Origin of the sequence: Geomicrobium sp. JSM 1781026 (assembly GCF_041949955.1) — a bacterium.
Lineage (GTDB): Bacteria > Bacillota > Bacilli > Bacillales > Marinococcaceae > Geomicrobium_A.
Genome location: NZ_JBHFQF010000007.1, coordinates 196,063 through 221,030, shown reverse-complemented (window position 1 = coordinate 221,030; position 24,968 = coordinate 196,063). Strand labels below are relative to the sequence as shown.

Here is a 24,968-nt window from a genome sequence, read left to right as displayed (position 1 = left end):
CCAAGTCTAATGTAATATTTACTTGGGTCATATTGATTCCCCCTGTTCATAATTTTCATGGCGAAAACATTGTAACATGGGATCAATATGACCCTTTTGACTTTTACACAATTATATGGACTCTACCAACGAAAAAGTGTAAGCCCCGGATTTTGTGCCGGAGAAGGGCGCTGTGCGGAACGAAAAAGTGTAAGCCCCGGAATTTGTGCCGGAGACGGGTGCTGTGCGGAACGAAAACGATTAAGCCCCGGATTTTGTACCGGCAAGAGGGGCTAGGTGGGCACCACCAGCGTAAACATCCCTCTTCGCCTTCCAGAACAGCTTTTCCTTGTTGACTTAGTTAACTTCATAAGAATTCCTCCAATATTTAGCGTTTGCTGTGCGCTTAACTCATTGAATTGTTTGGGAGGTGGTCATTTTTTGTGGCGTGAAAACTTTGGGAGATTAAGGCTGACAGTTATGAAATTCCTTCAATTATAAAGAAAAGCGAATAATGGATCATAAGTCATTATACGCATCTATTATCTAATGTCGTAACCCGACTTTTAGAAGTTAATAGATGTTAAACTGTACATGTCGTTAGGAGGTCACCGTAATTAAGAATGCATATCTGATTTCCACAGTAGTCTAATGCATATTCGGAATAATTTCTACTTTATGTCATCATTCCTTTTGAATTACCTTTATTTCCTGTACTTTTAGCAGTAAGTGTGTTGTTTAATACTGAATTTTTTTCTGAAAAAGAAAATCTGGCGGGTAAAACTGCAAATTTTATATTGTCGTTCTTATTCTTCATTTTGTTCGTTTTATTTATGTTTTCCTTTATTTCTTGATCCGTTCTTTACATTAGCATTAAGAAGTCCAACTGCCCCATATATTCATTTAAGTGACACTTGAGAAAGAAAAATTATCATTTTACACGTGGATGTGCACATAAACGGAGTCAACGGTCACAAAATGTGATCTATGTGACCGTTGACGGCCGAAAGTGCCCGGTTTAAAGGCTGGATTGTCACATAAGCGACAGGTCATAATATTCCTTGCTCCAGGTGGTGACCCTAGGTCACATCTTTATACCCTTCGGCCAACGTTTTTCGTGTTGTCCGCAACCTTTGCAGTATCGCTCAAAGGTCGGCAACGAAGTTGTTGAAGTGAGATGAACTTGAACAGACAATAGGAGGGCGTTTGCCTGTAAAGACCGATTTCAGTCATCGGTTTCAGTGAATTTCTTTCGTTCAACTTATACAACTTAAAATCTGCGCTAAAGTTAGCGGTAAAGAAACGATTTCGCTTAGGAAACCTCAAACTAGAGCGCAGATTCAACAGACATGAAGCCCTTCCCTCTACAAAAACTCCGAAAACGAGCGGGCAATACGGGTTTTTGCTCGGTCAAGCAGTGTGCGGTTGCCGACATCGGCTTCAGTCAATTGGCGTGCACCAGCGAAGTCGTCTTCGAGGGTTTGCACGAGTTGTTGAACGAACGGACTGCCGGGCAGAAAGAGGTCAAGCTCATCATTAAGATGAAAGCTGCGTTTGTCAAAGTTGCTTGAGCCGACGAGAGCCGTTCTTTTGTCGACGATGATCGCTTTGCCGTGATAGAAGCCTTCCACATATTGATATACTCCGCAACCGGCGGCGAGCAGGCTTGGAATGTAGGCGTAGGCGGCGGCTTTGACGAAGTTATGGTCTTCGATGGCTGGAATAAGGACGGTGACGTTGACGCCGTTTTTTTGTTTGGCAATGAGCAGGTCTTGCAGCGCTTTGCCGGGTACATAGTAGGGTGTCACAATTCGAATAGAGTGCTCGGCTGTAGCGAGCCAATCGTACAATTGATCGGCCAACCCTTTTCCTTCACTATAAAGCAGTTGTAATCCCTCGCCACTAACGGGTGAGACGGACTTTTGAGGGAGCAAAGGGGTAGGGGCTCCTGCTCCCGACCAGTCATCTAAGAATAATTGCTGGAGGTCATCGACGATTTGACCTTCTACACGCACGTGAAGGTCCCGCCAAAATCCGTACTTCGGGTCTTTGCTCACATATTCTTGGCCAACGTTAAAACCACCGATATAACCGATCTTTTGGTCAATGACCCCAATTTTTCGGTGGTACCTTCGGTTAAGATTATAGAACAAGTACGGGAATCTCGGAGCGTGGATGTAGGAGAAATAAACGCCAGAATGTCGCAAGCGCTGAATGGTGGGCTTGGAAATGGACGAGCCCAGCCGGTCAACGAGTATACATACTTGTACACCGTCTCGTGCTCGGCGTTCCAGTAAGTTCAGCAATTCTGTACCAATGCCGGGTTCTTTCCATATAAAAAAAGAGAGATGGATGGTTTGTGAGGCTGATTCGATATCGGTCTTTAATTGCTCGAAGAACGCGCGACCATCGCTGATCAGTTGTGGATGCCCGTAGCGGATGTTGGTGCGGGTCGCTGTCGTCGCCTTTTTATGATGATCAGCTCGGCCCCCACGAAAATCAAGATTGATAAGAAGTAGGATGAGAAGAACGATAATAAGTATTGACAATACAATCGCGGTGGTCACGGTAGCGCCTCCTTTCTAACATTATTATGTCCGAGAAAGAGTCTGTTCATGAGCAACGAAAAAAATGAATGGTCGTTCAGTGTTTTTTTTGTTATACTCTTTGTAATAGACAAAAAAAGGGGTAGGAAAGGAGCGTACTCATATGGAGATTTTCCATTGGATTCATGTAATCGCTTTCTTGCTAGTCACAGCGTACGCCGTATACTTATTTGCAAAACTCGTAAAAACGAGAATAGGATTTATTAAGCTCGGTCAAGAAGCGAAGTTCATTCTCACGTCGAAAGAACGTCGGCAAGCGGTGCTTGTAAACGTCTTTGGGCAAAAGAAATTACTGAAAGATAAGAAAAGTGGTATCATTCACCTGATTTTCTTTTATGGCTTTTTAATTGTACAGCTCAGTGCCATTGATGTGATTTGGAAGGGGATTAACCCAGGCAGTAGTTTGCCACTAGGGCCTTTGTATCCGTTTTTCACGCTTTCACAAGAAATTGTCGTACTTTTAATTCTTTTCGGTGTCGTTTGGGCATTCTATCGCCGCTACATTGAGAAGATTGTTCGCTTAAAGAGAAACTGGAAAGCTGGTCTCGTACTCATCCTCTTGAGTGGTGTCATGGTATTCAAGCTCATGACGAAAGGAATGGAGGCGGTTGCTGGTGGATCGGCAGTATGGTCGGTTTATGAGCCTGCTTCCTCAGCAATTGCTGCCGGACTTGGGTTTGTTGGCGCTGATGTAGCGACAGCATTGTTTTACGTGTTCTGGTGGTTCCACTTATTGTTCTTGCTCACTTTCCTCGTGTACATTCCGCAATCCAAGCACGCCCACTTAATTGCCGGGCCTGCAAATGTATGGGTTGGCCCGACGCACAAAACCGGGAAGCTTGAAGCGATTGACTTTGAAGATGAGTCAAAAGAAGAGTTTGGTAAAGGGAAAATTGAAGATTTTGATCAGAAGCAATTGCTTGATTTATATGCTTGTGTAGAGTGCGGACGTTGTACGAATATGTGCCCTGCAACTGGAAGCGGGAAGATTCTTTCACCGATGGACTTACTGCTAAAGATGCGTGATCACTTAACAGAAAAAGGTGCGGCAGTTACGTCGCAAAGCCCGTGGTTACCAGCATTTGCATTTGGCAATGCGACAGCGAATCAACTCGCTGCACAAGGTAGTGAAGAAGCAGCGGCTTCATATGATGTGAACCTCATTGGGGATGTCATTACTGAAGATGAACTATGGGCATGTACGACGTGCCGAAACTGTGAAGACCAGTGTCCAGTTATGAACGAACATGTTGATAAGATTATTGATATGCGCCGATATCTTGTGCTGACAGAAGGGAAAATGGACCCAGAAGCACAGCGGGCCATGACGAACATTGAACGTCAAGGCAACCCGTGGGGCATTAACCGAAAAGAGCGCGAGAATTGGAGAGACGGTCGCGATGATATCGATGCTCCGACTGTAAAAGAAATGAAGAAACGGGAAGAGACGTTTGAATATCTGTTTTTCGTTGGATCGATGGGTTCATATGATAAGCGTAGCCAGAAGATTGCTGCATCGTTTGCGAAGCTGATGAATGAAGCGGGCGTGAAGTTCGCAATTCTTGGAAACAAAGAGAAGAACTCTGGAGATACACCGAGACGTATCGGTAACGAGTTCTTGTTCCAAGAGCTTGCTGCGGCAAACATTAGTGAATTCCAAAAGAACGACGTGAAAAAGATCGTCACAATTGATCCCCATGCGTACAACATATTTAAGAATGAGTACCCGGAGTTTGGTCTTGAAGATGTCGAAGTGTACCATCATACCGAATTACTCATTGATTTGTTACAAGCTGGAAAGTTAACACCGACGCACGAGTTAAATGAAACGATTACGTATCACGATTCTTGTTATTTAGGCCGTTACAACGATGTGTATGATCCACCAAGAGAAATCTTACGTGCCATCCCAGGTCTTAAAGTTGTTGAGATGGAGCGAAATCGCGAAGACGGCATGTGCTGTGGTGCTGGTGGCGGTATGATGTGGATGGAAGAAGAAGCTGGACAGCGTGTGAACGTATCCCGTACCGAGCAAGCGTTAGCCGTTGACCCAACAATGATCGGGAGTGCGTGTCCATACTGCTTAACGATGCTTAGTGACGGTACGAAAGATAAAGAAGTTGAAGAGTCTGTTGAGACCCTTGACATTGTTGAAATTCTTGAACGTTCGGTTGTTGGCGTAAAATCAGACGTCACAGAGTCTGCGTAACAGATTTGAATGTGAAGGAGCGAGTGTGATGACAAAGACGGTCATTGTCGACGGGGCGAGAACCCCGTTCGGCCGCTTAGGTGGAGGGTTGTCGAGTTTAACTGCGATGGAACTTGGTGGCGAGGCGATGAGAGAGGCACTGCGGCGAGCAGGGACAGACCCAAATCGTGTAGATGAAGTTATCGTCGGTCATGTATTGCAAGGGGGTCAAGGTCAGCTCACCTCGCGCCAAGCGGCAAGACAAGCGGGCATTCCTTGGGAAGTAAAGACGGAAACAGTGAATAAAGTGTGCGCTTCAGGGATGAGAAGTGTGACGCTAGCGGATCAGATTATTCGTAGCGGGGACGCAAGCCGAATCGTTGCTGCAGGAATGGAGTCAATGAGTGCGGCACCTCATTTTATGAAAGGAATGCGTACCGGTCAGAAGATGGGAGACGCTTCGCTTCAAGACCTTATGATTCACGATGGGCTCACTTGTGCGTTTGAAGGAGTACACATGGGCGTGTACGGTAATGAGAATGCTACGAAGTTCGGCATTAGCCGTGAGTCTCAAGATGAATGGGCGCTTCGCAGTCACAATCGTGCTACAGCAGCTGAAGAACGCGGCGTGTTCGCAGAAGAAATTGTACCGGTGACGGTATCAACGCGTAAAGGCGACGTGACAGTATCTGTTGACGAAGCAATTCGAAAAGATGCGACACTCGAAGGGTTCCAAAAGTTAAAGCCGGTCTTTGGCAAAGACGGAACGATTACCGCAGGCAATGCTCCGGGTGTCAATGATGGTGCGTGTGCGCTCGTCGTCATGAGTGAAGATGCGGCTAAAGAAGATGGTCTGACCCCAATTGCAACGATTATCGGCCATACAGCTCTTGCTGTGGAAACAGAAAGGTTTCCTGAAACCCCAGGGCTCATCATTGATCAGCTATGTGAAAAAACAGGCTTGTCCAAAGATCAAATTGATTTATTTGAAATGAATGAAGCATTCTCAGTCGTGGCACTTGTCGGTGAAAAACTGGCGGGCATTGACCCTGAAAAGGTAAATGTAAACGGAGGTGCTGTTGCGCTCGGTCACCCGATTGGTGCGAGTGGAAACCGCATTCTTTTAACACTTGCGTACGAACTGAGAAGACGTGGCGGAGGCATCGGTGTTGCTGCGATTTGTAGTGGTGGCGGTCAAGGTGACGCTGTGATGATTTCTGTGTGAAGGCTAGAGGACCGGGCGTAGTTGTTCCGGTTCCTCTTTGTTTGATGTAATACTGAGCGCTCGCTCAGATTAACAGGAAGGGAAGTAACGCTGTGAATCTTAATCCGAATGAACAAGAGGAGATGCTTCGCAACGTCGTGCGAAAATTCGCTGAAAATGAGGTTCAGTCTTGGGTTCCTTCGATGGAAAAAGATGAGTTTCCTTATGGGCTTGTGGAGCAAATGGGTGAGCTAGGTTTGATGGGGATACCGGTCCCAGAGGAGTACGGTGGGTCAGAGATGGGCTTTGTTGCGTACATCGCCACGATTCATGAGTTATCTAAAATTTCTGCGTCAACAGGTGTGATTCTTTCCGTGCACACATCCGTTGGAACCGGTCCGATTGTGAAGTACGGAACAAAAGAACAAAAGCACGCCTATGTGACCGACCTTGCACAAGGCAAAAAAATTGGTGCTTTTGCACTCACTGAACCTGGCGCAGGCTCGGATGCGGCTTCTCTTAAGACGACAGCGGTCGACCGAGGAGACCATTACGTGTTAAATGGCACAAAGGCGTTTATTACAAATGCGGGTGCTGCAGGCGTGTATATTGTATTCGCACGTACGGGCGAGGAGCCAGGCAATCGAGGCATTAGCGCGTTTATCGTTGATGCAGATTCACAAGGGCTGATTGTCGGCAAAAAAGAGGAAAAGATGGGGATGCACGGGACGAATACGAGTGAGCTCATTTTTGAAAATATGATCGTTCCGAAGGAGAATCTCCTCGGGGAGTTAAACGATGGCTACCGTGTCGCTTTAGCGAACCTTAATGCAGGAAGAATTGGGATTGCGGCTCAAGCCCTTGGCATCGCTGAAGGAGCGCTACAGCGAGCCGTTCGGTATGCGAAAGAACGGAAACAGTTCGGCGCGAGCATTTCCAGAAATCAAGGCATCTCCTTTAAGCTCGCGGAAATGGCAACTGAAGTTGAAGCAGCGAAGTGTCTCGTCTATCAAGCCGCAAATCTTGAGCAGTCTGGTGTGCCCTGTGTGAAAGAAGCGTCGATTGCCAAATTGATTGCGTCAAAAGCGGCAGTTGAAGTCTCACAACAAGCATTGCAAGTATTTGGTGGTTACGGGTATACGAAAGAATATGAAATTGAGCGATATTTCCGTGACGCCAAAGTGTGTGAGATCTATGAAGGCACAAGTGAAATACAAAAAATGGTCATCAGTAAGCAGCTGATGAACAAAGGGTGATAAAGCGTGAACTTTCAACTAACAGACGAACAACAAATGATCCGAAAAATGGTGCGGGATTTTGCTAAGCAAGAAGTTGAACCTACAGCGGCAATTCGTGACCATGAAGAGCGCTTTGATCGTGAAATTTTTACGAAGATGGCAGAGCTTGGCCTGACGGGTTTGCCTTGGCCTGAAGAGGAAGGCGGTGCCGGTAGTGGATATGTGAGCTATGTGCTTGCGGTTGAGGAGTTGTCCCGAGTGTGTGCGAGTACCGGGGTTACGCTGTCCGCTCATTTATCACTAGCAAGCTGGCCAATTCATAAATTTGGCAATCAAGAACAAAAGGAAAAGTATTTAAAACCCCTGGCAGAAGGAAAATTCATCGGTGCGTATGCGCTAACAGAACCTGGAGCAGGCTCTGACGTTGCGTCAATGAAAACATCCGCCGTTCTTGATGGAGACGATTACGTGTTGAACGGATCAAAGATTTTTATTACGAATGGCGGCGTTGCCGATGTGTATATTGTGTTCGCCAAAACGGAATCTGCGGACGGTCATGGTGGTGTGACGGCGTTTATCGTTGAACAATCGTTTGCCGGCTTTTCCGTCGGTAAAAAAGAAGAAAAGCTCGGCATTCGCTCATCACCAACGACAGAGGTGCGGTTTGATCAATGTCGTGTACCGAAAGCGAACGTGCTTGGTGACGTGGGGGCTGGCTTTAAGATTGCAATGCAAACGCTCGATGGAGGCAGAAATGGGATTGCTGCTCAAGCGGTCGGCATTGCTCAAGGGGCACTGGACGCAGCTGTCCAATATGCAAAGGAGCGTAAGCAATTTGGCAAACCGATTGCTACGAATCAAGGCATTTCGTTTAAGTTAGCAGAGATGGCTGCTAAAGTAGAAGCAGCACGCTTGCTCACGTATCAAGCCGCTTGGCTCGAAGAGAACAATCAACCGTACGGACACGCATCGGCAATCTCCAAGCTATACGCCGGAGATGCGGCAATGGAAGTGACGACCGAAGCGGTCCAAGTATTCGGTGGGTATGGATACACACGAGAATATCCAGTTGAACGGTACATGCGTGATGCGAAGATCACACAAATTTATGAAGGAACGAATGAGATTCAAAAGGTGGTTATTAGTAAAGGGTTGTTAAAGGGGTGACCACAGGATGAAACGTCACGTACCAGCGATGGTAAAAGATGAAGTGTTAATAAAAAAACGTCGAGAACAGATGGTTAAAGCCGCTGTCCAATTGTTCCATGAAAAAGGGTTCCACCGAACGACAACACGAGAGATTGCAAAAGCGTCTGGGTTTAGCATCGGCACACTTTATGAATACATCGGCTCGAAAGAAGACGTCCTCTATCTCGTGTGCGACGCTGTGCATGATGGAGTAAAAGGGCGATTTAATGAACTGCTAGAAGAAAGCAGCCCAGGCATCGAACGCTTTAAACACTTAATTCGCAGCCTTATTCAAGTAATGGATGAAATGCAAGATGAAGTGTTAGTCATGTATCAAGAGTCAAAATCGTTACCAAAAGATGCACTAACGTATGTATTGGACCGAGATCGGAGCATGACCGACGATATTCGGAATGTCATCGTCGATTGTCGTGAACGAGGAGAGATCATTGCAAGCGATCAAGAGATTCAATTGCTGTCAGAAAACATCATGACAAAAGGCTATATGTGGACGTTTCGCCGGTGGGCACTTCGCAAGAATTTCTCGTTAGAAGAGTATACAGAATTGCAGTTGCAAGACGTGATGAGAAGCATACGTACCCAACAGTAAATGAAAGAAATAAAAGAAAGGGATTTTTATAGCATAAAGCTTGTGTTTATGTTTATAATGGTAGGTATGCACGCCGCTTTGCAGATCGAAAGCGAGCCACTTACGAAAGGGTGTAGGTTGCATTGACCATTAAAGAGCTTAGCCGTGAAGAGATTACGGAAATGTCTGCTGTCGAGATTTCGTATCGTTTGATTAAAGAAAAGAATGGCCCAGCAGAGTTTGCTAATTTCTTTACTCAAGTTTCAGAATTAAAGCAGATTCCGAGTAAAGACCTCGATGATCGTCGCACCAAGTTATTTACAACCTTGAATATAGATGGCCGGTTCGTTCATCTTGGAAACAATCATTGGGGGCTAAAAGAGTGGTATCCCGTGGATAAGACGGACGAAGACCTTGGGAATACCTTCCAAGCACCCGAACCAGAAGAAGCACAGGAATTTGAAGACATCGAAGATGAGTTGGATGAGATTGCCAACGAAGACGATTCGGATGCCGATGAACAATCAGACGATGACTTTGACGGCTACGACGACAATGATGAAAGCGACGACTATGACGAAGAAGACGACGCTGAAGATGATGACGAAGAAGACGATGATAACAACTAAGCGATAACTTACCTGCTGTCTGAGTGTATACTCAGCAGCTTTTTTTGTAGGTTAATTTAACTATGTTGCGCTAAAGAAATTCACTGTTTCTTCAGAGTGTACTTGCACAGAACCTCGTTTTCATACGCTCGGCGTAAAAAGCTCCACTACCCTTTTTGATTACATAAACGAACGAGACGTCAGCATGGGCTATGCCGAAGAGCACTCGGTTCACCTTCGGCACCTCCGGTGCCGATCGTTGCTCGCACTTGAGGTTTAGATGAATAAACAGGGTTGACGTACGGTTTTCAAAAACGAAGCATATGGGGAACGGCGGTGTTATCGTGCGACGTATATAGAATGAACGTAAGATTTTCCTGATTTGCGCTGTTGAGCGTTAGTTGGGAGGGATCGCCTGGTGCGGACTGCCTTTTTGCGCGCAGTTTGTTCCAACTGGAGCGCAGATTCAATGCCGATAAACGAGCAAACTGTCGGCCCCGCCGGATTCGGTTCGGCGCGAACCACGCCATCGTCTCCATATGTTCCCATCAAGCTTATCAGGCGGGGAAAAGCAAAGAGTGGCGATTGCGAGAGCGTGGATGAACGAACCTGATCTTATTCTCGCTGACGAGCCGACGGCCAGTCTCGATACTAAGCGCGGCCACCAAGTCATTGAGCAACTAAGTGAGCAAGTGAAAATGCGAAAAAAAGCAGCAGTGCTCGTTACACATGACGAACGTTTATTACCGATTTGTGATCGTGTCATTCAGGTCGTGGATGGTCATACCGAAGACACGTAAGTAAAGTTACGCCCAATGGTCGATACCATTGGGCTTAAGATGTTTTAGAATAATGGTAAAGGTTGTTGCTGCACGGGCTGAGTGACTGTACCAGGACCATTAATTAGGTTGTTATTAATGACAATACGAAATGGAGGTTGGTGAGAAAAGCCACCGTCATGACATTGTGAGCGAATAAAATCTCTCGTAGGGTTCCACAAATGATAAGGTTGTCTCATATTGAGCACACTCCTTTCTGAAAAGGATACAGTACATCGTATGTGTACGAGTTTGAAAAGCGTGTTCTCTTATCCCTAGTAAAGAAAAAAAGGCGCTGTCAAATATTGCCCGGGAAATAAAAAACGTGGCATATAAAAGAGGAATTTTTCGAGGAATGCTAGAGATTTCTTTAAGAATTCTATTTCGAATCTATAATAATCCAAAAAGATTTATAGTGAAAGGAAGAATGATCATGTCGTATGAAGTGAATATTGGCTTGCAGGTAGAGGAAGATGAAGTGCCGGCGTTACGGGAAAAGGTAGGGTGGGAGCGGCGTGACGAAGATTATCCAACACTTTTTGAGCGGTGTAACTTCTGGGCAGTTGTCCGCGATGAACACGACGAACTCATCGGCTTTGGTTATGTATGTGGGATGAGATTGGAGCACGGTTATATGGAAGACATCATTGTCCATCCAAGTTACAGAAAGAAAGGTATTGGAGGTCAGATCGTTGAGGCGTTGCTGCAAGAAGCTCGTGTTATCGGACTTGAGGTTGTGACAGTAACGTATGATCCCACGCACGAAAGTTTTTACCGTAAATCTGGGTTTTTACCCGGTGGTGGCGGTGTATGGCGAGCATCCTTATAAGACTCAACCCGTGCACTCACACTTGGCATTTCAATTCTTGACAATTGGGCGATCCGGGGGTAGAATCAATTTTGGGCTTGTCCAGAAGGTATAAAATAGGTTTGTCAGATAAATAGTAAGTAGACGCGAGAAGTGTGCCCCCGATGAAGGCGGAGGTCTCACTTTTTTTTATTGTATAAGCAAAATGGATGAAGAAGGAAGGGGTTGGCGAAATGGCCGTAAAGTATATTTTTGTCACAGGGGGAGTTGTGTCGTCCTTAGGAAAAGGGATTACAGCAGCATCTCTAGGACGTCTTCTAAAAAACAGAGGTTTGAATGTAACGATTCAGAAGTTTGATCCTTATATTAACGTAGACCCAGGGACAATGAGCCCTTACCAGCACGGTGAGGTTTTCGTTACCGATGATGGTGCCGAAACGGATTTGGACCTCGGTCATTATGAACGTTTTATTGACATTAACTTGAATCAAAACAGCAACGTGACAACAGGAAAAGTGTATTCATCGGTCATTCGTAAAGAACGCCGCGGCGATTATCTCGGAGGAACAGTTCAAGTTATCCCCCACGTAACAAATGAATTGAAAGACCGTGTGTACCGCGCTGGCAATGAAGCCAATGTAGATGTTGTCATTACAGAAATTGGCGGTACCGTCGGCGATATTGAAAGCTTGCCTTTCCTAGAAGCGATTCGCCAAATTAAGAGCGATGTAGGTAGAGAGAACGTAATGTACATTCATTGTACGTTGATCCCGTATTTATCAGCAGCAGGTGAAATGAAGTCTAAGCCAACGCAACATAGCGTAAAAGAATTAAGAAGCTTAGGGATTCAGCCGAATGTCATTGTCGTGAGAACAGAGCAACCCGTACCTGAAGAGATGAAAGAGAAAATTGCCCTTTTCTGTGACATTCATAAGGACTCGGTCATTGAAGCTAGAAATGCAAATCCGCTCTATCAAGTTGCACTCGATTTGCAAGATCAGCACCTCGATGATATCGTCTGCAATCACTTGAAGATTGATTCGCCAAAGCCTGAAGCTGATATGAAAGAATGGACCGAGTTGGTTGAGAAAGTGAAGCACCTTTCTAAGAAAACGACGATCGGGCTCGTTGGAAAGTACGTCTCGCTCCCAGACGCGTACCTTTCAATTGCTGAGTCGTTGAAGCATGCGGGTTATGCTTATGACGCAGATATCGACATTCGTTGGATTGATTCAGAAAACGTGACCGACGACAATGTCGCAGATCAACTTAAAGACGTTGACGGCGTATTAGTTCCTTATGGGTTTGGACATCGCGGAGTGGAAGGCAAGATTTCTGCCATCCGTTATGCAAGAGAAAACCGCGTGCCATTCTTTGGGATCTGTTTAGGAATGCAACTTGCATCTGTTGAATTTGCACGTAATGCACTTGGGCTAAGTGATGCAGCTTCTGCGGAGATGGTGCCAGAGACGAGCAACCCAATCATTGACTTGCTTCCCGAACAAAAGGACATTGAAGACCTTGGGGGAACTCTCCGCCTTGGACTTTATCCTTGTAAGTTAAAAGAAGGTACGGTCGCCAAACGTGCGTATGGTGAAGAAGTTGTGTACGAGCGTCACCGTCATCGTTACGAGTTTAACAACGCGTACCGCGAAGCATTTGAAGAGGCAGGGTTCATATTTTCAGGGGTTAGCCCAGATAACCGCCTCGTAGAGATTATTGAACTTGCTGACCACCCATACTTCGTTGCGGCGCAGTTCCACCCGGAATTCGTTTCACGACCAACACGTCCGCAACCGCTATTTAGAGAATTTATCCGTTGCTCCTTAGGAGAGAACTAAAAAAGCGCTGCATCCGTTTCCGAACGGAGCAGCGCTTTTTTTGTGCGAATAAGAAAAAACCACTGGTAATACAAGATTCTCGACAGCTTTTTCACATTTTGAGCGAGAAACCGTGATACACTGAATTCAATCTAGTAGTTCCTTTATGTGGAACATGAGCATTTGATACGCGTATACGATGGCAATTTCACCGGGATATCCGCTTCTCGAACCATCCAAGTTAGGGACAAGGCCTTTTGATGACGTTTCTACGTAGAAAGGTTCTTCCATGCCTTCGACTTGTTGTAGGTCTGGTGCTGCTGAACCAAGAAACACGACCGGCGTTTCGGCTGAAAGAATTTGTTGCAGACGTTGATTATCGTTCTCGTTGTCTGATTCTTCGGTGATATAAACGAGACGATCTGCTGGTGTGACGACCTTTAAGGCGTCATCTAATGGAAGATATACCGTTTTATCTAATGTGTCCGGGTTTTCTGTTAGTGCTTGTGCGAGTGATTGAAAACGTGCCGACGCACAAAGATAAATGGTTCCTTCACCGACGAGGGCGGCAGCGAGCATCCGGCTGCTTTCTTCTATTTGTTCTTCTTGGTTTTGAATAAGTGTAAAGACGCGTTGTAGTTGCGTCGTATACATTTTCATCATCTTAAAGTCACCTTTTCTAACGTTATTATCCACAAGTTTACCCGATTCTCAAGCTTACAAAAAGAGGAGATTTCAGTTGCTGTGAAGAATTCATGTAATGTGATGATGAATTCCGTACCATACCAAGTGGAATCTTTTAATGGCAAGAGGTGACTATATTTGCAAAAAATACTCATTGTAGACGACGAAGCAGGTATTCGTAAACTAATTGAAGCCATTTTGACAGAAGAAGGGTATGAGGTTCACCTTGCTTCTAATGGATATCAAGCATTGGAAGTGTTGGCAGAAGATTCCTTTAAACTTGCCATCTTAGATGTTAAACTCCCTGGTATAAATGGGATTGATGTTCTGAAACGAATTCGGGGGAGAAATTCGTCCATTCGCATCATTATGATGACAGCTTACGAAGAACTTGATTTTAATGACGTATTAAAAGAGCAAGGGGTGTATGGGTCAATTGCCAAGCCATTTGACATTAAAGAAATTCGCGATCTTGTGAGCGGTGCGATGGATACATAGATGTATCATGAAAACAGGATATGCTATAATATCAGAGAATGAAATTCTTTAGCCAGTACAAGGAGGAAGTAACATATGCCATTAGTTTCTATGACAGAAATGCTCAGAACAGCAAAGGAAAACCGCTATGCTGTTGGACAATACAATTTAAATAATATGGAATTTACTCAAGCAATTTTACAAGCGGCAGAAGAAGAGAAATCACCGCTTATTTGTGGTGTTTCTGAAGGAGCAGCCCGATATATGGGAGGCTTTGAAGCAGTTGTACAAATGGTGAAGTCATACATGAAGACATACAACGTCACAGTACCGGTAGCGATTCACCTTGATCACGGTTCAAGTTTTGAAGCGTGTGCCCAAGCGATTCATGCTGGATTTACTTCAGTTATGATCGACGGTTCTCATGATCCACTTGAGGAGAACATTGCGCTCACAAAACGTGTCGTTGAAATGGCTCATGCTGTTGGTGTATCTGTAGAAGCCGAACTTGGAAGAATTGGTGGACAGGAAGATGACCTCGTCGTGGATGCGGCAGATGCAAATTATGCCATTCCTGAAGAATGTGAGCGTCTCGTTAAAGAAACAGGTGTTGACTGCTTTGCACCAGCGCTTGGCTCAGTTCATGGTCCATACAAAGGCGAACCGAATCTTGGGTTTAAGCAAATGGAAGAAATCAACAAACTTGTCGGCTTAACGCCACTCGTATTGCATGGTGGTACAGGTCTACCTGTGAAAGATGTACAAAAAGCGATTGAATACGGCCATGCGAAAGTAAATGTAAATACTGAAAGTCAAATTGCGGCGACAGAGGCTGTAAAAGCGGTGTTTGAATCGAACCCTGAACAGTATGACCCGCGTAAATATATGGGTCCTGCACGCGATGCGATTAAAGAAACGGTAAAAGGAAAAATGCGTGACTTCGGCTCATCCGGAAAAGCGAAGTAACTTTTTACAGCAGGAGAGGAGAATTTCATGAAGTTTTTTATTGATACAGCAAACATTGAAGAGATTAAAAAGGCCTATGCACTAGGCATTTTGGACGGTGTAACAACAAACCCGAGCCTCGTCGCAAAAGAAGGCGTTGATTTTAAAGATCGTCTGAAAGAGATTACTGCACTTGTCGACGGTTCTGTGAGCGCTGAAGTTATTGCATTAGAAGCAGATGCGATGATTGAAGAAGGAAAAGAACTTGCAGCTGTTGCTCCAAACGTTACAGTAAAAGTGCCAATGACGGTTGAAGGGTTAAAAGCAGTTAAAGCATTTAAAGATCTCGGCATTAAGACGAACGTGACACTTATCTTCTCAAGTGTACAGGCGCTTCTAGCCGCACGTGCAGGCGCCTCGTACGTATCCCCATTTCTCGGTCGTGTAGATGATATTGGCGGCAATGGACTTGCCCTTGTTGAAGAAATTGCCGATATCTTCCTTACACATGACATTGATACTGAAATTATTGCCGCGAGTGTTCGCCACCCTGTCCATGTGACAGAAGCCGCGAAGCTTGGCGCCGATATCGCAACCATTCCTTATAATGTGATTGAGCAGTTAGCGAAGCACCCACTAACAGACCAAGGCATCGAGAAGTTTTTAGCTGATTGGGACAAAGTCGCAGGCAACAAGTAAACGTGTCTAGCATATAGAACTCGTGACTATACTGGCAAATAAGAGGATATGACCAGGCTTTCTTCGGAAAGCCTGCGTTTCTAATTGATTCCGATGGATGAGGGAAGTGACATACCAATGGAAAAGTTAATGGTCGAAGGGGGTCATCCGCTGACAGGAGAAGTGCAAATCGGCGGAGCCAAAAACAGTGCAGTTGCGCTTATACCGGCAGCTTTGCTTGCCGATTCACCAGTAAGGATTGATAACCTGCCAAACATTTCCGATGTGGAAGTACTTAGTGATCTGCTAACACATATTGGGGGCCATGTGACCCAAAAAGGCGATGAGATTACAATAGACCCGCGAGGAATCAAACCTATGCCCTTGCCAAACGGTCGAGTGAAGCAAATGAGAGCATCCTATTATATGATGGGCGCTATGCTTGGCAAATTCAAAAAAGCAGCCATCGGTCTTCCTGGAGGCTGTAACTTAGGCCCGCGTCCGATTGATCAGCACATTAAAGGATTTGAAGCACTAGGTGCAGTGGTCACGAATGAGCAAGGATCGATTTATTTACGTGCAAAAGAACTTGTTGGTGCACGAATTTATTTGGATGTGGTCAGTGTTGGTGCAACCATCAATATTATGCTCGCTGCTGTAAAAGCAAAAGGAAAAACGATTATTGAAAATGCTGCAAAAGAACCTGAGATTATTGATGTGGCAACGCTCCTTTCGAGTATGGGTGCAGACATTAAAGGCGCAGGAACGGATGTCATTCGTATCGAAGGAAAAGAACAGCTCAAAGGTTGCGGACATTCAATTATTCCTGATCGAATAGAGGCAGGCACTTACATTATTGCTGCTGCGTGTATGGGCACAGATGTAAAGATAAAAAATGTCATTCCAGATCATTTGGAATCACTCATTGCGAAGCTGGATGAAATGGGTGTGAACGTGCAAAGTGACGATGATGTAATTATCGTCGAGAAAAGTAAGCAAATTACAGGTGCAGACATTAAAACCCTCGTCCATCCAGGTTTTCCAACCGACTTGCAACAACCAGTAACATCTTTGCTCGTCAAAGCGAAGGGCACAAGCATTATTACCGATACGATCTATAATGCCAGGTTTAAACACATTGATGAGCTTCGCCGTATGGGTGCAGACATTAAGGTCGAAGGACGTTCGGCAATGATCAATGGTGGCAAACGCCTAGAAGGTGCTCGTGTAAAAGCAAGTGATCTTCGTGCCGGTGCAGCGCTGGTCATAGCAGGACTTATGGCAAATGGTGTGACCGAGATTACTGGCGTACATCATATCGATCGTGGGTATGAATCATTAGAAGAAAAGCTTAAAGGGCTTGGTGCTAAATTGTGGCGAGAACCGTTAAGTCATGAAGAGCAGGAACAGTTAAAAAGTTCATAACGATCGATCAGGGGGCAAAAAGATGGAACGTAGTTTATCAATGGAGCTTGTCCGTGTGACAGAAGCAGCCGCTTTATCTGCAGCCAGATGGATGGGCAGAGGCATGAAAGAAGAGGCTGATGATGCAGCAACAAGTGCCATGCGTGATGTGTTCGATACCATTCCAATGAAAGGTACGGTCGTCATCGGTGAAGGTGAGAAAGACGAAGCACCGATGCTCTATATTGGTGAAAAGTTAGGGAATGGCTACGGACCGAGAGTGGACGTTGCCGTCGATCCAGTTGAAGGAACGAACATCGTTGCCGCAGGTACTTGGAATGCACTTGCTGTCCTCGCTGTCGCAGACAACGGCAGATTGTTGCATGCACCGGACATGTACATGGACAAAATTGCCGTCGGTCCCGAGGCTGTAGGTGTTGTCAGTCTCGATGCTTCTGTGGAGGATAATTTGAAGGCGGTTGCAAAAGCGAAGAACAAAGATGTTGAAGACCTCGTCGTTAGCATTTTAAATCGTGATCGTCACGCCAAGCTTATTCAAGAGGTGCGTGAAGCAGGGGCAAGAATCAAACTCATTCAAGACGGTGACGTGGCTGCAGCCATTAACACCGCATTTGATGAAACCGGTATGGATTTATTAATGGGAACAGGCGGTGCTCCTGAAGGAGTAATCTCGGCAGTTGCCCTCAAATGCTTAGGTGGAGAATTCCAAGGACGTCTGTTACCAAAAGATGCTGCTGAAGAAGAGCGTTGTAAGCGAATGGGCATCGATGATACGAGCCGTATTTTAGAGATGGATGACCTTGTTGGTGGCGATGATTGCATTTTTGCAGCGACGGGCGTAACCGACGGAGAACTACTAAAAGGCGTTCACTATAAAAGCACCAAGGCGACAACACAATCGCTCGTCATGCGTGCAAAATCAGGAACTGTCCGATTCATCGACGGAAAACATAACGTTGTGAAAAAGCCTGATTTTGTGATGAAAGACTAGAAAGACGAGGGGGAGCGTGACAAAAATTCGGTTTTCATTCGAAGAAGACTATGGTACGTTATTACCAAGAGTTACACGCACCCCCCATCCTTATATATGAACATAGTTTACAAGTACATTCCCCTCATTGTTTTGCCTACCCGGTTTGAATCCAACAATTACAACTAGACACCAATGAAAATTAAATGAAAGCGGTGATGTAGATTGACTTTAGCTGAGCTAGAGCAAAAAACGCTACGTGATCTTTACAAACATGCAAAGGATTTGAAGATTTCTTACTATAGTAAGTTAACGAAACAAGAATTAATTTTTGCGATCTTAAAAGGGCAAGCAGAACAAGATGGGCACATGTTTATGGAAGGTGTATTAGAGATAATTCAGACAGAAGGCTATGGGTTTTTACGACCGATCAACTACATGGCTAGTTCTGAAGATATTTATATTTCAGCATCACAAATTCGTCGGTTTGACTTGCGCAACGGTGATCGTGTGTCTGGTAAAGTCCGAAAGCCAAAAGACAATGAACGTTACCATGGGTTATTGCAAGTGTCTGCAGTGAATGGTGATGAGCCAGATCTTGCGAAGGAACGACCACATTTCCCGGCGTTAACCCCACTATTCCCAGACAAACGAATCCAACTTGAAACGAACCCTGGGCGTCTGTCCGCTCGAATTATCGACATTGTGACGCCAGTCGGCTTCGGTCAACGTGGATTAATCGTTGCACCACCAAAGGCGGGTAAAACGTCTTTATTAAAACAAGTCGCAAATAGCATTTCCGAAAATCATCCAGATGCAGAATTGATCGTTTTGTTAATTGACGAACGCCCCGAAGAAGTGACCGACATTCAACGTTCGGTACAAGGGGAAGTTGTGCATTCGACTTTCGATGAAGTGCCAGAGAATCACATTAAAGTGACGGAGCTCGTATTGGAACGGGCGATGCGTCTCGTTGAACAGAAGAAAGACGTTGTCATCTTGATGGACAGTCTTACTCGTCTTGCGCGGGCGTACAATCTTGTCATTCCACCAAGCGGTCGTACGTTATCCGGGGGGATTGATCCCGCTGCATTTCACCGGCCGAAACGCTTCTTCGGTGCAGCGCGAAACATTGAAGAAGGTGGCAGTATGACGATTCTCGCGACAGCTCTTGTGGACACTGGCTCTCGCATGGATGATGTCATTTATGAAGAATTTAAAGGAACGGGAAATATGGAATTGCACTTAGATCGTCGCCTAGCTGAGCGTAGAATCTTCCCGTCCATTGACATTCGTCGCTCATCTACTCGTAAAGAAGAACTGCTCATTCCAAAAGGGCATTTAGAGAGCCTCTGGGCGATGCGTAAAACGATGAATGATTCGCCGGAGTTCGTTGACCATTTCATTCGCAGAATTAAAGATACAAAAACGAATGATGAGTTCTTTGAACGAATGGAACGAGAAAAAACGAGACAAAAGCAAAAGTCAAAAACCGGCGTGTAATGCCAAATTTTGAAAACTCATAAACAGATCCTTGTAAAAACACTGGCGTGTTGTTATAATCACGTTATGTGTAAAAATGACCTCTTTGTAAGAGGGAGGAGGGAAATACTTTATGAAAACGGAAATTCATCCGCAATATCAAAAAGTTGTTTTCTTAGATACAAGCACGGGCTTCAAATTCCTAGGCGGTTCAACGAAATCATCAAAAGAAACTGCCGAATGGGAAGATGGAAACACTTATCCGTTAATCAAAGTGGAAATCAGCTCTGATTCCCACCCATTCTACACGGGTAAACAAAAACTTGCCGATGCTGGTGGTCGTATCGACCGCTTTAAGAAGAAATACAACATGTAAGAAAAAAGACAAGCTCGGGGAAACCCCACTTGTCTTTTTTTTGTCTCCTTTCTGGGAGAATTGGGTGAGATTCTCATGATGAAGCCCGCTTCGTTAGGAGAAACTACGGGTGAGGACATGGGATCAAAATCGAAAGAAAAGCGAGTCGCTAATGATGGAGCAGCGACTCGCTTTTTCCGATGTGTATGGGCGAAGGTTAGGATACATTTCCGATATAGGGCAACAAGGCGCGTTGCCCTATATCGGAAATGTTTATTTTTCAGTAAGTGCGTATACATGGTATACGTCTTATAATTATTCTTTGAAGCAGCCTTACCCTTCCCATCGTGGTTACATAGCACGGTGTAGGGCGAGAATCTTACCATAGAACTGGATAGGGAAAAATTTCTCTTCATTTACGCACCCATTCGTTGAAAATCGTGCCATAGGAACTCCAAATCTTATCATAGAACAAACAATGGTAAGATTTTTAGCTAAATAAGTTTTCTAATTGGCAAATATCCTACCATAGCCATGAGCCACTCACCGAGTACCCTAAGTAAAAGCGCGAATTCACTAAAAAGCGTCTTACTTTCTACACACTCGTTCACGCTGACCAAGTTTTGGCTAGTCATGTTGCCCTCTTACACTGAAGTGTAGAGAAAACACGATAGAGTATTTAGCGACCGTCTTCTACTTAATAACGCTTTCTGCGCCGGGCCGCTTGCTGAAGAGGGTCCCAAACCCCGTTGTATGGTGGAGCGTAGGATAGATCTAAATCTTCAAGATCTCTGCACGTAAGTTCTTGATAAAGTGCGGTCGCTGCGACATCAATCCGTTTATCCGCACCTGCACCGATGGCTTGAGCACCGTACAACTGATCGCTCTTGCGGTCGTATACGAGCTTCACATGTAATGGCATTTTGTTTTCAAAATAACCAGCAATGTGCGTACCGTCATAAGTAACGGTTTCAATGTCTAAATTAAGATCACGGGCGGCTTGCTCGGTCAGGCCGGTCATTGCAGCGGTCAAATTGAAAAAACGGAAAACAGCAGTCCCAACCATGCCAGGGTACTTGCGCGGCGGTTCTGTCTCGCTCATGTTCATGCCAGCAATACGCCCTTGTTTATTTGCGTGCGTACCGAGGGGCATGTAGTCGTGTTGTTTCTTCACTCGGTGATACTGAGTTGCACAGTCTCCTGCTGCGTACACGTCACAGACGGTCGTCTCCAAATAATCATTCACGCAAACGGCCCCATTTTCATGCTGTTCAATCGGGCAGTCATTAAGAAATTCTGTGTTCGGAGCAATACCTGTCGCAAACAGAACCAAGTCGGTGTCAAAGGTGCCACGGTCTGTTTCAACTCGGTGTACTCGTCCGTTGTCGCCGGCATGTAACGCGCTTACGTTTGTTTGAAAAAGCACATTGACGCCTTGAGCGGTTGCTTCTTCCATTAAATGTGTAGCCATGTCAGCATCAAACGTTGACGCGAGCTGATGGCTCCGGGCAACCATGTGTACTTGTTTTCCTTCGGCGATGAGGGCCTCCGCCATCTCAAGCCCGATATATCCGGTACCGACAATGGTGATGTGTTTTGTACCGGCTAATTCTGTTTGAATGGCTTCAAGGTCTGGGATCGTTTTTAGTGTATGTACACCAGGTAGGTCATTTCCAGGTAAATGAGGAATAAACGGCTTAGCACCTGAAGCGATGAGCAGTTTGTCGTAAGCGATTGTCTCTTCCGTTTGCTTTTCGGTTACGAACGTTACGGTTTTGTTTTCACAATCAATGGACGTGACTTCGGTATGAATGCGCGCATCAATGCCGTGTTTTTCACGAAATGTGCTCACATCTCTCGCAATGAGTTGCTTCGTGGAGCGGACGGCACCTTCGATAACATAAGGTAACCCGCACTGCGCGTAAGAATAAATTCCGCCCTTCTCTAGCGTTACAATCGCGGTCTCTACGGGATCTCGTGCACGCACAATTTCCATAGCCGCGCTCATACCCGCAGCATCTCCACCGATAATGACATATTGTTTTTTCATTTGTGCACCTCTTTTGTACTGAATAATCCTACCATTCCCGCGCGTGTTTCACATGAAACATGGCGCTTTGACCTCCTTACCTCCTTATACTATACTAAATAAAGATGAAAAATGAGGTGAAGCGCGTGCTTGAAAAACTTCAAACGCTGGAAGATCGCTACAATCAACTGAACGAATGGCTTAGTGATCCCGAAGTAATTAGCGATACAAACAAATTACGCGATTACTCGAAAGAGCAATCGAACTTAGAAGAAACGGTTGGAGCGTACCGAACGTATAAATCGACGTCAGAAGAGCTTAGCGATGCAAAGGCAATGCTTGATGACAAATTAGATCAAGACATGCTGGAAATGGTTAAGATGGAGATTGAAGAGTTGCAGGAGCGAAAAACAGAGATTGAAGAGAAGTTAAAGATTCTCTTAATCCCGAAAGACCCGAATGATGACAAAAACGTTATTATAGAGATTCGGGGAGCAGCCGGTGGTGACGAGGCGGCTTTGTTTGCAGGGGACTTGTTCAAAATGTACAGTCGATTTGCTGAACAAAACCGTTGGAAAACCGATATTATTGAATCTCACAGTACCGACATCGGTGGTTTCAAAGAAATTATTTTCTCCATTAATGGCGATGGCGCTTATTCAAAGATGAAGTATGAGAATGGGGCCCATCGTGTGCAACGTATTCCTTCGACAGAGTCAGGAGGAAGAATTCATACGTCAACAGCGACGGTTGCAGTTTTGCCTGAAGCAGAAGAGGTCGAAGTCGAGATTCACGACAAAGACTTGCGTGTGGATACATTCGCTTCAAGTGGCCCTGGAGGGCAGAGTGTAAACACGACTATGTCTGCGGTTCGGATTACTCATGAACCTACTGGGATTGTTGTGTCTTGCCAAGACGAAAAGTCACAAATTAAAAACCGCGATAAAGCGATGAAAGTTTTGCGTGCGAGAGTGTATGATAAGTTCCAAAAAGAAGCGCAAGATGAATATGCTGAAAACCGGAAAGCAGCGGTCGGTACGGGTGACCGTTCTGAGCGGATTCGAACATACAATTTCCCACAAAGCCGTGTAACTGATCATAGAATTGGTCTCACTTTGCAAAAGCTTGAACAAATTTTACAAGGTGGCTTGGATGAAATTATTGACCAACTCATCGTTGAAGAACAAGCGAAAATGATGGAGAGCAATGAACAATGACAGAAGAACGTACACTACACGAAGCCCTCAAATGGGCTTCGTCTTTTTTGGAAGCACGAGGTGTTGAAGTAGCCGGAGCAAAATGGCTGTTAGAAGATGTTGTTGGGAAATCAGGCGTTTCCTTTCAATTAGCGCTGCACGAAAGATTAACCGAAAAGCAGTGGCAGCTATTTCAACAAATGATTCAAAGGTTTGCATCTGGGGAGCCTGCCCAATACATTACCGGCGAGGCACACTTTTATGGACGAACGTTACTTGTGAATCCAGCTGTTCTCATTCCTCGCCCGGAGACAGAGGAACTTGTAGAGCTCATATTGGAACGGGGCGAAGAGCGGTTCCAGCACCCTAAAATTGTAGATATTGCCACAGGAAGCGGTGCGATTGCCCTTACACTCGCAAAAGAGTGGCCAGAAGCTGAAGTGAGTGCTTCTGATTTATCCGCTGATGCATTACAGGTCGCTATGGCAAATGCTGAACGATTAGGCGTGAATGTGAGATTGCGTGAAGGCGACTTGACCGAGCCCTTCCAAGGTGAGAAGTTTCACATCATTATTTCTAACCCTCCATACATTCCTGAAAAGGATATTGAAGAGCTACAGACGAATGTACGGGCGCATGAGCCACATATGGCACTTGTAGGTGGGACAGATGGGTTAGATTTTTACCGCCGGCTCAGTGTTGAAATTCAAGACATCATCCGAGCGGATGGGATGGCATTTTTTGAAATTGGTTATGATCAAGGGTCTGCTGTTGCAGCGATTATGAAAAAAGCATTTCCACGTGCAAAAGTTTCGGTACATGCGGACCTGAATGGTAACGACCGCATTGTCGTTGTCGACCTTCAATAAGCAAAATTTGTCGGACGAATCATCGTTTAGAACCTTATCCTTTCTGACCACACTTTAGGTAGAGAGGATGGGGTGAAACGAAATGAAGCAAGCTATTATTTATACTTTTATTTGTTTATTTATGGTCGTAAGTACGTGGGAAAGTCAACAACAATACTGGATGGAAGAGGATGACGTGCCGGAGGAAGCCATTCGCCTTCGCATTTTCTCTCATTCAGATGCCCTCGTTCATCAACAAATTAAACGCGATGTCCGCGATGAAGTTGCGCTTTATACGAGAGAGATGCTTGAGGATACAAATACGAAACATGAGGCACGAGAAGTATTTGAGAAAGAGCTCAGAAACCTCGAACAATTGGCAGTGACAGTCGTCGAAAATCACGGATACGATCTGCCTGTCGATGTGTCTTTAAATACCGATGTAGAATTTCCGACGAAAGTATATGGGCCACTCGTTTATCCAGCAGGGTTATATGAAGCATTGGTGATTGAAATTGGTGAAGGAAATGGCGAGAACTGGTGGTGTGTCCTATTCCCGCCTCTCTGTCTCACCGATCTTGGTATCGGTACGGATGATGAGGAAGACGAAGAGGAGTTATCAACAGAGGGTGTGAATAACTCTGAGGATAACGAGGAACCTGAATTTCGATTTTTCGTCGTCGATTTGTGGGAAGATTGGTTTGGAGAAAAATCGTAGATGTTATCCTCAACCACCACGCGGTATGTGGATAACATGACGGTATATGTGGATAACTTATTAAGCGTGTGTACATCTCTTAAACCCTTGATATAGAAGAGATCCCAGCGATAGA

22 protein-coding genes and 1 pseudogene are annotated in these 24,968 nt (G+C 45.2%); 19 read left to right on the top strand and 4 right to left on the bottom strand.

The window, feature by feature from the left end:
• Window positions 1–1,343: 1,343 nt before the first annotated feature.
• Window positions 1,344–2,546: a phospholipase D-like domain-containing protein gene (locus tag ACE1TF_RS14415; protein WP_375017751.1), complete on the bottom strand. Its 1,203-nt coding sequence runs from the start codon at window positions 2,544–2,546 to the stop codon at window positions 1,344–1,346.
• Window positions 2,547–2,688: 142 nt separating this feature from the next.
• Between ACE1TF_RS14415 and ACE1TF_RS14410 the strand changes: the two genes are divergently transcribed.
• The 7 genes and pseudogenes from ACE1TF_RS14410 to ACE1TF_RS14380 all read left to right on the top strand — a co-directional run.
• Window positions 2,689–4,794, top strand: a complete 2,106-nt coding sequence (locus ACE1TF_RS14410; RefSeq protein WP_375017749.1) for a (Fe-S)-binding protein — start codon at window positions 2,689–2,691, stop codon at window positions 4,792–4,794.
• 28 nt (window positions 4,795–4,822) lie between these two features.
• Window positions 4,823–5,998 (top strand): acetyl-CoA C-acetyltransferase, encoded by a 1,176-nt coding sequence (locus tag ACE1TF_RS14405; RefSeq protein ID WP_375017747.1) that lies wholly within the window; start codon window positions 4,823–4,825, stop codon window positions 5,996–5,998.
• A gap of 92 nt (window positions 5,999–6,090) precedes the next feature.
• Entirely contained in the window at window positions 6,091–7,233 is a 1,143-nt protein-coding gene (locus ACE1TF_RS14400) for an acyl-CoA dehydrogenase (protein ID WP_375017745.1), read from the top strand.
• Between the two features lie 6 nt (window positions 7,234–7,239).
• On the top strand, window positions 7,240–8,382 hold the full coding sequence (locus ACE1TF_RS14395) for an acyl-CoA dehydrogenase (protein ID WP_375017743.1): 1,143 nt from the start codon (window positions 7,240–7,242) through the stop codon (window positions 8,380–8,382).
• Window positions 8,383–8,389: 7 nt separating this feature from the next.
• The gene (locus ACE1TF_RS14390) at window positions 8,390–9,013 is read left to right on the top strand and encodes a TetR/AcrR family transcriptional regulator (protein WP_375017741.1); all 624 of its coding nucleotides are present in this window, start codon (window positions 8,390–8,392) and stop codon (window positions 9,011–9,013) included.
• A 122-nt stretch (window positions 9,014–9,135) separates the two neighbouring features.
• Window positions 9,136–9,621 carry a DNA-directed RNA polymerase subunit delta gene (gene rpoE, locus ACE1TF_RS14385; protein WP_042403610.1) on the top strand — a complete coding sequence of 162 codons (486 nt, stop codon included), beginning with the start codon at window positions 9,136–9,138 and terminating at the stop codon, window positions 9,619–9,621.
• Window positions 9,622–10,127: 506 nt separating this feature from the next.
• Window positions 10,128–10,400, top strand: a pseudogene (locus tag ACE1TF_RS14380) (ATP-binding cassette domain-containing protein); the annotation flags it as partial.
• A 44-nt stretch (window positions 10,401–10,444) separates the two neighbouring features.
• On the opposite strand, the gene ACE1TF_RS14375 reads toward ACE1TF_RS14380, so the two are convergent.
• The gene (locus ACE1TF_RS14375) at window positions 10,445–10,618 is read right to left on the bottom strand and encodes a hypothetical protein (protein ID WP_375017739.1); all 174 of its coding nucleotides are present in this window, start codon (window positions 10,616–10,618) and stop codon (window positions 10,445–10,447) included.
• 233 nt (window positions 10,619–10,851) lie between these two features.
• On the opposite strand from ACE1TF_RS14375, the gene ACE1TF_RS14370 reads away from it, so the two are divergent.
• Together ACE1TF_RS14370 and ACE1TF_RS14365 are read left to right on the top strand one after the other, a co-directional pair.
• Window positions 10,852–11,247 carry a GNAT family N-acetyltransferase gene (locus ACE1TF_RS14370; RefSeq protein ID WP_042403673.1) on the top strand — a complete coding sequence of 132 codons (396 nt, stop codon included), beginning with the start codon at window positions 10,852–10,854 and terminating at the stop codon, window positions 11,245–11,247.
• A 212-nt stretch (window positions 11,248–11,459) separates the two neighbouring features.
• Window positions 11,460–13,067, top strand: a complete 1,608-nt coding sequence (locus ACE1TF_RS14365; RefSeq protein WP_042403613.1) for a CTP synthase — start codon at window positions 11,460–11,462, stop codon at window positions 13,065–13,067.
• A gap of 126 nt (window positions 13,068–13,193) precedes the next feature.
• Here ACE1TF_RS14365 and ACE1TF_RS14360 read toward each other — a convergent pair whose 3' ends face one another.
• The gene (locus tag ACE1TF_RS14360; protein ID WP_042403615.1) at window positions 13,194–13,709 is read right to left on the bottom strand and encodes a DUF2529 family protein; all 516 of its coding nucleotides are present in this window, start codon (window positions 13,707–13,709) and stop codon (window positions 13,194–13,196) included.
• A gap of 159 nt (window positions 13,710–13,868) precedes the next feature.
• Here ACE1TF_RS14360 and ACE1TF_RS14355 point away from each other — a divergent pair, with 159 nt between their 5' ends.
• The 7 genes from ACE1TF_RS14355 (at window position 13,869) to ACE1TF_RS14325 (ending at window position 20,083) form a co-directional block, all read left to right on the top strand.
• Window positions 13,869–14,228, top strand: a complete 360-nt coding sequence (locus ACE1TF_RS14355) for a response regulator (RefSeq protein WP_042403618.1) — start codon at window positions 13,869–13,871, stop codon at window positions 14,226–14,228.
• A gap of 75 nt (window positions 14,229–14,303) precedes the next feature.
• Window positions 14,304–15,173: a class II fructose-1,6-bisphosphate aldolase gene (gene fba / locus ACE1TF_RS14350; protein ID WP_042403620.1), complete on the top strand. Its 870-nt coding sequence runs from the start codon at window positions 14,304–14,306 to the stop codon at window positions 15,171–15,173.
• Between the two features lie 27 nt (window positions 15,174–15,200).
• Complete coding sequence (gene fsa, locus ACE1TF_RS14345; protein ID WP_375017735.1) at window positions 15,201–15,851, top strand: fructose-6-phosphate aldolase; 651 nt, start codon at window positions 15,201–15,203, stop codon at window positions 15,849–15,851.
• Between the two features lie 117 nt (window positions 15,852–15,968).
• Entirely contained in the window at window positions 15,969–17,255 is a 1,287-nt protein-coding gene (locus ACE1TF_RS14340; RefSeq protein ID WP_375017733.1) for a UDP-N-acetylglucosamine 1-carboxyvinyltransferase, read from the top strand.
• A 22-nt stretch (window positions 17,256–17,277) separates the two neighbouring features.
• Entirely contained in the window at window positions 17,278–18,246 is a 969-nt protein-coding gene (glpX, locus tag ACE1TF_RS14335; RefSeq protein WP_375017731.1) for a class II fructose-bisphosphatase, read from the top strand.
• A 204-nt stretch (window positions 18,247–18,450) separates the two neighbouring features.
• Complete coding sequence (gene rho / locus ACE1TF_RS14330) at window positions 18,451–19,728, top strand: transcription termination factor Rho (RefSeq protein WP_375017729.1); 1,278 nt, start codon at window positions 18,451–18,453, stop codon at window positions 19,726–19,728.
• A 112-nt stretch (window positions 19,729–19,840) separates the two neighbouring features.
• Entirely contained in the window at window positions 19,841–20,083 is a 243-nt protein-coding gene (locus ACE1TF_RS14325; RefSeq protein ID WP_042403624.1) for a type B 50S ribosomal protein L31, read from the top strand.
• Between the two features lie 676 nt (window positions 20,084–20,759).
• On the opposite strand, the gene ACE1TF_RS14320 is transcribed toward ACE1TF_RS14325, so the two are convergent.
• Window positions 20,760–22,112, bottom strand: coding sequence for an FAD-dependent oxidoreductase (locus ACE1TF_RS14320; protein ID WP_375017726.1), 1,353 nt, complete (start codon window positions 22,110–22,112; stop codon window positions 20,760–20,762).
• A 125-nt stretch (window positions 22,113–22,237) separates the two neighbouring features.
• Here ACE1TF_RS14320 and prfA point away from each other — a divergent pair, with 125 nt between their 5' ends.
• The 3 genes from prfA to spoIIR all read left to right on the top strand — a co-directional run bounded on the left by prfA (window position 22,238) and on the right by spoIIR (window position 24,853).
• Window positions 22,238–23,308, top strand: a complete 1,071-nt coding sequence (gene prfA / locus ACE1TF_RS14315) for a peptide chain release factor 1 (protein WP_042403626.1) — start codon at window positions 22,238–22,240, stop codon at window positions 23,306–23,308.
• Entirely contained in the window at window positions 23,305–24,156 is an 852-nt protein-coding gene (prmC, locus tag ACE1TF_RS14310; protein ID WP_375017724.1) for a peptide chain release factor N(5)-glutamine methyltransferase, read from the top strand. Before prfA ends, prmC begins: the two co-directional genes overlap by 4 nt.
• 82 nt (window positions 24,157–24,238) lie before the next feature.
• Entirely contained in the window at window positions 24,239–24,853 is a 615-nt protein-coding gene (gene spoIIR, locus ACE1TF_RS14305; protein ID WP_052364052.1) for a stage II sporulation protein R, read from the top strand.
• Window positions 24,854–24,968 lie beyond the last annotated feature (115 nt).

Bases quoted from the DNA above. Each gene is read 5' to 3' on its own strand.
- ACE1TF_RS14410 (WP_375017749.1), top strand. From the start codon at position 2,689: ATGGAGATTTTCCATTGGATTCATGTAATCGCTTTCTTGCTAGTCACA.
- ACE1TF_RS14405 (WP_375017747.1), top strand. From the start codon at position 4,823: ATGACAAAGACGGTCATTGTCGACGGGGCGAGAACCCCGTTCGGCCGC.
- ACE1TF_RS14390 (WP_375017741.1), top strand. From the start codon at position 8,390: ATGAAACGTCACGTACCAGCGATGGTAAAAGATGAAGTGTTAATAAAA.
- ACE1TF_RS14375 (WP_375017739.1), bottom strand. From the start codon at position 10,618: ATGAGACAACCTTATCATTTGTGGAACCCTACGAGAGATTTTATTCGC.
- ACE1TF_RS14370 (WP_042403673.1), top strand. From the start codon at position 10,852: ATGTCGTATGAAGTGAATATTGGCTTGCAGGTAGAGGAAGATGAAGTG.
- ACE1TF_RS14365 (WP_042403613.1), top strand. From the start codon at position 11,460: ATGGCCGTAAAGTATATTTTTGTCACAGGGGGAGTTGTGTCGTCCTTA.
- ACE1TF_RS14360 (WP_042403615.1), bottom strand. From the start codon at position 13,709: ATGATGAAAATGTATACGACGCAACTACAACGCGTCTTTACACTTATT.
- fba (WP_042403620.1), top strand. From the start codon at position 14,304: ATGCCATTAGTTTCTATGACAGAAATGCTCAGAACAGCAAAGGAAAAC.
- fsa (WP_375017735.1), top strand. From the start codon at position 15,201: ATGAAGTTTTTTATTGATACAGCAAACATTGAAGAGATTAAAAAGGCC.
- ACE1TF_RS14340 (WP_375017733.1), top strand. From the start codon at position 15,969: ATGGAAAAGTTAATGGTCGAAGGGGGTCATCCGCTGACAGGAGAAGTG.
- glpX (WP_375017731.1), top strand. From the start codon at position 17,278: ATGGAACGTAGTTTATCAATGGAGCTTGTCCGTGTGACAGAAGCAGCC.
- ACE1TF_RS14325 (WP_042403624.1), top strand. From the start codon at position 19,841: ATGAAAACGGAAATTCATCCGCAATATCAAAAAGTTGTTTTCTTAGAT.
- ACE1TF_RS14320 (WP_375017726.1), bottom strand. From the start codon at position 22,112: ATGAAAAAACAATATGTCATTATCGGTGGAGATGCTGCGGGTATGAGC.
- prmC (WP_375017724.1), top strand. From the start codon at position 23,305: ATGACAGAAGAACGTACACTACACGAAGCCCTCAAATGGGCTTCGTCT.
- spoIIR (WP_052364052.1), top strand. From the start codon at position 24,239: ATGAAGCAAGCTATTATTTATACTTTTATTTGTTTATTTATGGTCGTA.